An 8,467-nucleotide genomic window follows, 5' to 3' on the forward strand; every position below is an offset into this window, starting at 1 on the left:
TGAAAACATGTCAATCGATGAGCGCGCCGTTCGCCAATGGTGGCGTACCTCCATCATCGACATGAAACCCGGACAGATCGCTTTTCGCGGCAACGCCATAGAGGACCTGATCGGGAACGTATCTTTCCCGCAGATGATCTGGCTGATGGTGCGGGGCGATCTGCCCAGCGACGCTCAAGCGCGCCTGTTCGAAGCCGCTTTGGTCGCAGGCGTGGATCACGGCCCACAGGCTCCCTCAATCGCGGCTGCGCGTATGGCCGCCACCTGCGGGGTAGGCCTCAATAGTGCGATGGCGACTGCGGTGAACATGCTGGGCGACGTGCACGGCGGGGCAGGAGAGCAGTGTGCAGAGCTGTACTATGATATCGCGGCTCGCATGGATTGCGGAGCATCGTTGAATGATGCTGTGAAGGACGGTCTGGACAGCTGGCGCGAGACCTATGGCAAGATCGTATCGGGCTTTGGTCATAGGTTCCACAAACCCGTCGACCCACGTGCGCCTCGATTGATGAAACTTGTTCGTGATGCGGCGACAGAAGGCACAGTTTCTGGCCGGTTTGCCGATATCGGAGAAGAGGTTCAGGCCGAACTCGGCCGTCAACGAGGCGGTCGGCCAATTGCCATGAATATCGATGGCGCGACAGCTGTGATCTTCTGCGAACTTGGCTTTCCTGCGCCTTTGTCGCGAGGGCTGTTCTGCCTGTCCCGCTCGGTCGGAATACTCGCCCACGCTTGGGAGCAGATGAACCAGGGCGGTCGGAACAAAGGGCCGATGCCCCCGAATTACTTACCACTCTACGAAGACAGGAATGATGACACGTGAGACATCGAAATCCTTCCGGGTCGGCCTTATTGGCTGTGGTCGTATCAGCGATATCTATCTAAAAACACTATCAGAATTTTCGAGCGTCGAGGTTGCTGCTTGTGCAAGTCTCGATCTTTCGGAAAGCCGCACCAAAGCGGGTCAATACGGCATCGCCAAGGCCTGCACGCCAGATGAAGTGTTTGACGATCCGACAATCGATTGCGTTCTGAATCTGACAATTCCGGCGGCGCATGCCGAAATCAGCCTGCGCGCCTTAAAGGCGGGCAAGCACGTCTATTCCGAAAAGCCACTGGTCATGAATCGGACAGATGGAAAGGCGATCCTGCACATGGCCTCTGAAAAGGGGTTACTGGTCGGTTGCGCGCCCGACACATTTTTGGGCGGTCGCTGGCAGACCGTTCGGAACTTGATCGACGAGGGTGCCATTGGCAAACCGGCAGGGGTTTTTGCACATGTCGGTACCCACGGGACAGAACGCCACCATCCCAACCCTGATTTCTACTACCAAGCTGGTGGCGGGCCCTTGCTTGACCTTGGACCATACTACCTGACCGCAATGATTTGCTGCCTTGGTCCCGTTGACCGGGTCGCCGGAATGGCTCGGCGCACGTTCGACAAAAGGATGATCGAAAATGGCCCTCGCAACGGCGAATGGATAGATGTCGAGGTGGACACGCACTCCCTAAGCCTGCTGCAGTTCTCTTCCGGAGCTATAGGGTCGATGACCATGAGCTTCGACGTCTGGGACAGCGAAACTCCGCGTTTCGAGATCTATGGTGAAGACGGCACCATCAGCATCCCTGACCCTGACCCGGTTCATGGAGCCAACATCTTTCAGGGAGATGTCTGGTTGAAAACGCGTGAAACCTCGCGCTGGTCTCATCAACCTCGTCCAACCGGTCGTGAAGACTGGCAGGTGGTCGAAAACAAACACGGGTTCAATGAAGACAGCCGCGGGCTCGGCCTTTTGGATCTGGCCTTGGCGGCAAAAGAAGGACGCCAACCCCGCGCAAGTGGAGCGCTTGCCTACCATGTTTTTGAGGTCATGGACGCGATTGAACGGGCGCCGAAATTCGGCGCCTATCAAACGATAGAAAGCTGTTGCGCGGCACCCGAGCCCTTGCCGGTCGATTTCCTGAACGATGAGAGGAAGGAGCTGGTCCATGCCGTTTGAGACGCTCGACTTTGCCCAGCCATTCTTTCGCGTCCAGCACCTCACCGGTGAAGATAGAATATCTGTCGAGGGTCGTGCAATTGTTCTTAACCTCGGGCAACTGGATCTCTCGGTCGAGGATCAGGCCGTTGCACCGCTTTCGTCCGTTATCGTGCAAGATAGCGCACTCAAAGGTGTGGAACGCGCAGTAATTGTCTACGGTTTCGACGCCCATGCCGATGACAACGAATTGTTTGAACGGGTGAAAGATACATGGCCATCTGCTTTTGACGTTCGCCAAGAGGAGCGTCTGCGCGGTGTCAGCCACTACATGTCGCCAAAGGTCTTCGTGGGTAACGTTGGACTGACCATGTACCATTCCGGCTCGGTTCCACTGAATGTCGGATTGCACAAGGATCATCCGTTCTGCCCGGTATCGGGGTTTCGCGAAGTGCATACGCAAATCGTAGGCTTTGGCAAAATGCAGCAATGCCGCGAACGGGATGTTGAAACCCTTTACCTCGAAGAATTCATGGCCCCGGGCACGACGCACAAGCCGATGTATGACGCCGCAGGCAATTATCCCTGGCATCAATACGAGACGATTACCCCCAGCATCTTCATGGCGGTGGAAATATTGCCGGAGGGCGCGCGGGTCCCGGAAATGGAGGTTCAGAATGGCTGAGAGACTTTTACCCGAAAACCTGAACTTTGATGGCCCTTTCCCCCGCTTGTCTCGCCGTTTGAGGCTGGGCGTTGTTGGTGGTGGACGTATCTCTGTCACGCAAGCAACGGCTGCGCGGATGACCGACCGGTGGGAGGTCGTCGCTGGCGCGCTTAGTTCTGATGCCGCACGCAGCAAAGCACGCGGGGACGAGTGGTTCCTACCATCAGACAGATGTTATACGTCGTTCGAGGCGATGGCGCAGGCCGAGGCGGCGCGCCTGGATGGCGTGGATGCCGTCATGATCACTACCCCGAACCACGTTCATTTCGAAGCGGCCAAAGCGTTTCTGGAGGTGGGCATTGACGTGCTGTGCGACAAGCCGCTGACCAACGAAGTCGACGAGGCCGAGGGGCTTGAGGAGATTACCGCGCGCACGGGACACATCTTTGCTGTCGGCTATGCGATGTCGTGTTTTGCAGTAATCCGTCAGGCCAAACAAATCGTGGCGGAAGGCGGCATCGGTAAAATCAACCAAATCCACGTCGAGTTCATGCAAGACTGGATGACGCCCGATGATGTGGCTGATGCGCCCCATGTCAAATGGCGGCTGGACCCAAAGATTTCTGGCCCGACCAGTTGTGTCGGCGATATCGGCACCCATGCCGCGCATCTGGCCAGTTTTGTCTCGGGCCTGCCCTTGACCGACCTACGGGCCGAGTTTCATGTCTGCGGCGCGCCAAAGCCTTTGGAAGACACGGTGTTCATGTTCACCCGTTACCAAAATGAAGTCCCCGGAACCTTGATGGCAACACGCCTTGCCCCCGGAAACCGGGGTGGGTTGCGGTTGCGCATATTCGGCAGCGAAGGCGGTCTCGAGTGGGACCTGGAGAATTCGGAACAGCTGAAGTTCAATCGGTTTGGTAAGCCGGATGGTATCATCAGCCGAGGTCACGGGCATGGTATCGGACCCGGCGCGGAACGTCTGATCCGTACCGCGCGGGGCTTCCCCGAGGGGATTATCGAAGCTTGGGCCAACCTCTATACGGAATTTGCTATGGCCGTAGCCGCGCGTCGGGATGGCGTTACCGTTCCGGCCGATTGGCTTGCTTATCCCAGTGTCGAACAAGGCGCAGACGGTGTCCGATTCATTGACGCCTCTGTGCGCTCTCACCAGTCCGGAGGGAACTGGGTCACTCTCTAAGGCTTTGCCAACATGAAGGTTAAGCACGCCCGGGCGCTTTCATTTCCTGCTCAGCATTAAAAGTTGATATTGTAAAAAATATCAGATATTTTTAACAACGTGTGATGAATTTGAGATTCGCAGACACGTGGAGCTGTCGTTCATGGTGAAACCCGAAGGGGCTGGCGCAAGCCCCTCTCTCTATTCCTTGGCGCATCTGACGCTGATTGGCTGTACGCCGCCCGAGTTGGTCTATATCGCCGCGCGGGCCGGTTACGATGCCGTCAGCCCTCGGTTCATTCCGATGCATGTGCCCGGTGAATTCACTCAGTCTCCAATCGACAAGGCGCAGGTTCAGGCCACCAAAACGGCTCTCTCAACCACAGGCTTGAAAGTCCTTGATGTCGAGCTTGCGCGCATCACCGAAGATGTCGATCCGCGCAGTTTTGAGCCTTCGTTGGAGGTGGGCGGGGAGCTGGGCGCCAAACGCATTGTCATGAGCGCGTGGACAAACACCCGCGATGATCGTGACTTCCTGATCGACGTTTATTCTGAAACCTGCGAACTGGCGGCGCCCTACGGGCTAACAGTGGACTTGGAATTCCCAAGCTTCTCTCGCTTGCGCACTCTGGATGAGGCGCTGGATATTGTCCGCGCCTCTGATCAGCCGAATGGCGGTATTCTGGTTGATACGCTTTATCTGCACCTCAGCCGCGTAGATCTGGGAGAGCTTTTGCACGTCCCCTCGGATCTGTTTCACTTCCTGCATATCTCTGATTGCCTGCCCGGTATCGCCGATACACGTGAGGGAATGATCCAGCTGGCCCGTGATGCCAGACTTTACCCCGGCGAGGGATGGATTGATTTCACCGGCATCATCGAGCGGATGCCGCCCGTCGACTATTCTATTGAACTGCCCAACCAAAGCCGCGTTGCCGAGTTGGGATACGAAGAACACGCGCGTCGCTGTCTCAGTCACGCCAAGCGAACATTCGGTGAGGCGCGGTCACAGCGTCGTATGCCCGATGCAGCAATTGCAAAACACCAAGAGGATCATCATGGGCAAAGAGCTCACTGAAAACGACCGCAACATGGCGGCCGATATGCTGGCACGCGCACGCGCTGCAATGGCCGAAATCGAGGATTGGGATCAGGACAGGCTGGACCGCCTGTCTCAGGCCATTGCGTGGTATGCGGGGAACGAGAAAACCTTCACGCGTCTGGCTCAGCAAGGCGTGGATGAAAGCGGTATCGGAGATCGCGAAGGACGCCCTGCGAAGCGTTTCAAGGTTCACATGGTATTGCGTGATGTCTTGCGCACTCCATCGACCGGTATCGTCGAGGTGGATGAGGAAAAAGGTCTGGTGAAATATGCCAAACCTGCCGGTGTGATCGCCTCGCTGATCCCAATGACCAATCCTGCAATGACGCCGCCGGTGACTGGCGTTTCTGCAGCCAATGCCCGGAATGCGGTCATCTTTAGCCCGCATCCTCGCACTGCCCATACCACCTATGAAATGGTCGAAGCCATGCGCGCGGCCTGCCATGCCGCCGGTGCCCCCGAGGACCTGTTTCAATCGATCCGCAAGCCGTCGATCCCATTGACGCAACATCTGATGGAGATCTGCGACCTGACTTTGGCGACGGGCGGTAAGCCCATGGTCAAAGCGGCGTACAGTTCAGGGCGACCGGCCTATGGCGTCGGCGCGGGCAATTCGTCCATCGTCATCGATGAGACTGCCGACCTGGACATCGCCGCTCAGAACACACGAGTTTCAAAGACCTCCGACTTTGGGTCAGGCTGTTCGGCGGACGGCAACATCATCATCCAGCGCTCGGTTTACGACAATATGGTCAAGGCACTTCAAGCCGAAGGCGGTTATCTGTGTTCGGACGAAGAGAAGGCCATGCTCGAAACGGCCATGTGGGATGACAAGGGAAACCGTACGTTCCCGACCATCGCCTGTCCGCCTCAGCAAACGGCCAAAGTCGCCGGTTTTTCGATCCCCGAAGATCGCAAATTCCTGATGGTCGAAAATCAGGGGCAAATCGGGCCGCAGCACAAGTTCTCCAAGGAAAAACTGACCACGCTGATGGCGCTTTATCACTTCGACACTTTCGATGACGCGCTGGAAACGGTCAGTCAGATCTACAACACCGGAGGTAAGGGCCATTCCTGCGGGATTTATAGTCATAATGACGAGCACATCGATCGGTTGGCGCGTCTGGCTCCGGTCAGCCGTATGATGGTGCGACAGCCTCAGTCCAAGGCCAATGCGGGTGCCTGGACCAATGGCATGCCTATGACCAGCAGCCTGGGCTGCGGCATCTGGGGCGGCAACATCACCAATGAAAACGTCACCATGAAACACATGATGAACTACACTTGGGTCAGCCGCCCGATCCCTGAGGATCGCCCCTCGGAGCCGGAGCTGTTCGGTGAGTTCTATGGACAGGAGGTCGCGTGATGGACGGAGCGAAACTGGAAGGCAAAACCGTTGCCGAACATATCGTTGACTTTCTCGAACGCCGTGAGATCAAGCACGTATTCGGCCTGTGCGGGCACACGAACATCGCGGTTCTGGCTGCGCTGGCGGAAAGTCCCATCGATTTCGTCACCGTGCGGCACGAACAAATAGCCAGCCACGCGGCCGATGCTTACGCCCGCGTGACGGGCAAGGCCTCGGTGGTACTGTCCCATCTCTCCCCGGGGCTGACCAATTGTGCCACCGGGGTGGCCAATGCCGCACTGGACTGTATCCCGATGGTCGTGATCGCGGGCGATATTCCTACGCACTACTACGGCAAACATCCTCATCAGGAAGTGAACCTGCATGCAGACGCCGCCCAGTGGGAGATCTATCGACCCTTCGTAAAACGCGCCTGGCGGGTGGACCGGGCAGACCTGATGGCCGAAATTCTGGAAAAGGCGTTCCATCTCGCCGAAAGTGGTCAGCCTGGCCCCGTGTTGGTCAATGTCCCCATGGACATCTTTTCAGAGGTGATCCCCTCGGACAGCTTCGACCGTATCCGCGACAACACGCGCGCGCTCAAGAAACCGTCAATTGACGACGAGACAGCGCGAGAGATTGTCGAAGCGTTGGCTAAAGCCGAAAACCCAGTCGCTTATGTCGGAGGTGGTATTCTTCTGGCACAGGCCAGCGAGGAGTTGCGAGAGCTTGTTGAACATATGGGCCTGCCAGTCGCGCATTCCCTGATGGGTAAAGGCGCGTTGCGAGACGACCATCCGCTTGTGCTGGGAATGACCGGGTTTTGGGGCACCGAATTGGTCAACCAGTCCTGCTTGAATGCGGACTACATCTTTGCCGTGGGCACTCGGTTCAAAGAGGCTGATTGTTCAAGTTGGTACCCTGGCTACACGTTTAACATTCCCGGCTCGAAGGTCATTCATATCGACATCGAACCGCAGGAGATCGGCCGGAATTATCCCACCGAGATCGGTGTCGTTGCGGACGCCAAGGCCGCGTTGCGCGTCCTCAACCGGGTTGCCCGCGAGATGTATCCGGGCGGTTTCAAACACCCCGCGCTTGAACAGAAAATTGCTGAATTCCGGACCAACTTCAAAGAGCGCAACGTGGAAATGGCGACTTCATCGGCCTTTCCGATGATGCCCGAGCGTATTCTGGCAGATACCCGCAAGGCACTGCCTGAGGATGCCATCATCACCACGGACGTTGGGTGGAACAAGAACGGTGTCGGACAGCAATTCGATATCCTGACACCCGGTTCAATACTGACGCCGGGTGGGTTCGCCACGATGGGTTTTGGCCCACCGGGCGCGATCGGCGCGAAACTGGCAGCACCTGATCGAGTCGTACTAAGTTTGGTTGGCGATGGTGGATTCGGTCAAAATCCGTCGATGCTGGCAACAGCAGTCGAACTTGATCTGGGCATCATCTGGCTGGTTATGAACAACAACGCCTTCGGAACTATCGCTGGCCTTCAAAAAGCGCATTACGGTCTGACCTATGGAACCACATTCCCCGGATCAGCCGCCGCACCCGCAAACGGACCGGGCTATGCCGACATAGCGCGAGCCTACGGCGCGGAAGGGCACAGACTTAGCGCTGCCGACGAACTGTTGCCCGCTCTGGAAGCGGCAATCGCCAGTGGCAAGCCAACCGTGCTCGATGTGCCAATGATCAACAACCCAACACCAACGACCGGACATTGGAACATCTTGGACATATACTCGCCGGACAAAGAGGTATCTCACGTCGCGACTTGACGAAACTGGGCGCGTTCAGACGCGCCCAGTTTCTTGTGTCAATGCTCATCCGTGTTCGAGCAAATATCAACAGCTTCGTCGCGGCGCAGTCTTCGTTGTTGTGTGTCTGAACTTTTTTTTTGGTAAGTTACTTTCACCGAAGCACGTGAGATAATGTCAAATTGCGATAACACTGAAGTATGTGCGTTCTTAGCGTTCAAGTTATTGCTCCCGCAGCGAACGGCAGGTTCGACGGGCCGCGTCGCAGCATCGGTTCCGACGGTCAATGGCCTGTGTGGATGGCTCCTGCATTGCAAGCGCAATTTTGTGATTGCGATATTCTGTCAGTACAGTCGTGTGTCCGGCCTGTTTGCGTGGCAGTTGCCACTGGCCCTGATGAGTTCCGCAAGTAA

At 56.9% G+C, this 8,467-nt stretch carries 8 protein-coding genes; 7 read left to right on the plus strand and 1 reads right to left on the minus strand.

Features of this window, described 5'->3' with window-relative positions:
* Positions 1-7 precede the first annotated feature (7 nt).
* The 7 genes from AC2FIS_RS22525 (at position 8) to AC2FIS_RS22555 (ending at position 8,075) form a co-directional block, all read left to right on the plus strand.
* The gene (locus AC2FIS_RS22525) at positions 8-823 is read left to right on the plus strand and encodes a citryl-CoA lyase (RefSeq protein ID WP_496775528.1); all 816 of its coding nucleotides are present in this window, start codon (positions 8-10) and stop codon (positions 821-823) included.
* A complete protein-coding gene (locus AC2FIS_RS22530) occupies positions 813-2,000 on the plus strand; it encodes a Gfo/Idh/MocA family protein (RefSeq protein WP_282151835.1) in 1,188 nt (395 codons plus the stop codon). The genes AC2FIS_RS22525 and AC2FIS_RS22530 overlap by 11 nt, the downstream gene beginning before the upstream one ends.
* Complete coding sequence (locus AC2FIS_RS22535) at positions 1,990-2,664, plus strand: hypothetical protein (protein ID WP_282151834.1); 675 nt, start codon at positions 1,990-1,992, stop codon at positions 2,662-2,664. Before AC2FIS_RS22530 ends, AC2FIS_RS22535 begins: the two co-directional genes overlap by 11 nt.
* Positions 2,657-3,847, plus strand: a complete 1,191-nt coding sequence (locus tag AC2FIS_RS22540; protein ID WP_496775529.1) for a Gfo/Idh/MocA family protein — start codon at positions 2,657-2,659, stop codon at positions 3,845-3,847. Before AC2FIS_RS22535 ends, AC2FIS_RS22540 begins: the two co-directional genes overlap by 8 nt.
* Positions 3,848-3,989: 142 nt before the next feature.
* On the plus strand, positions 3,990-4,904 hold the full coding sequence (locus AC2FIS_RS22545) for a sugar phosphate isomerase/epimerase family protein (protein ID WP_496775530.1): 915 nt from the start codon (positions 3,990-3,992) through the stop codon (positions 4,902-4,904).
* Positions 4,885-6,294, plus strand: coding sequence for an aldehyde dehydrogenase family protein (locus AC2FIS_RS22550; RefSeq protein WP_496775531.1), 1,410 nt, complete (start codon positions 4,885-4,887; stop codon positions 6,292-6,294). Before AC2FIS_RS22545 ends, AC2FIS_RS22550 begins: the two co-directional genes overlap by 20 nt.
* Complete coding sequence (locus AC2FIS_RS22555; protein WP_496775532.1) at positions 6,294-8,075, plus strand: thiamine pyrophosphate-binding protein; 1,782 nt, start codon at positions 6,294-6,296, stop codon at positions 8,073-8,075. The genes AC2FIS_RS22550 and AC2FIS_RS22555 overlap by 1 nt, the downstream gene beginning before the upstream one ends.
* A 201-nt stretch (positions 8,076-8,276) precedes the next feature.
* Here the strand turns inward: AC2FIS_RS22555 and AC2FIS_RS22560 are convergent.
* Positions 8,277-8,467 (minus strand): hypothetical protein (locus AC2FIS_RS22560; protein WP_496775533.1); only part of this gene is annotated, 191 nt, incomplete at its 5' end.

The organism is Ruegeria sp. CDSB113, from assembly GCF_059611045.1.

Bases quoted from the DNA above. Each gene is read 5' to 3' on its own strand.
- AC2FIS_RS22545 (WP_496775530.1), top strand. From the start codon at position 3,990: ATGGTGAAACCCGAAGGGGCTGGCGCAAGCCCCTCTCTCTATTCCTTG.
- AC2FIS_RS22535 (WP_282151834.1), top strand. From the start codon at position 1,990: ATGCCGTTTGAGACGCTCGACTTTGCCCAGCCATTCTTTCGCGTCCAG.
- AC2FIS_RS22550 (WP_496775531.1), top strand. From the start codon at position 4,885: ATGGGCAAAGAGCTCACTGAAAACGACCGCAACATGGCGGCCGATATG.
- AC2FIS_RS22555 (WP_496775532.1), top strand. From the start codon at position 6,294: ATGGACGGAGCGAAACTGGAAGGCAAAACCGTTGCCGAACATATCGTT.
- AC2FIS_RS22530 (WP_282151835.1), top strand. From the start codon at position 813: ATGACACGTGAGACATCGAAATCCTTCCGGGTCGGCCTTATTGGCTGT.
- AC2FIS_RS22525 (WP_496775528.1), top strand. From the start codon at position 8: ATGTCAATCGATGAGCGCGCCGTTCGCCAATGGTGGCGTACCTCCATC.
- AC2FIS_RS22540 (WP_496775529.1), top strand. From the start codon at position 2,657: ATGGCTGAGAGACTTTTACCCGAAAACCTGAACTTTGATGGCCCTTTC.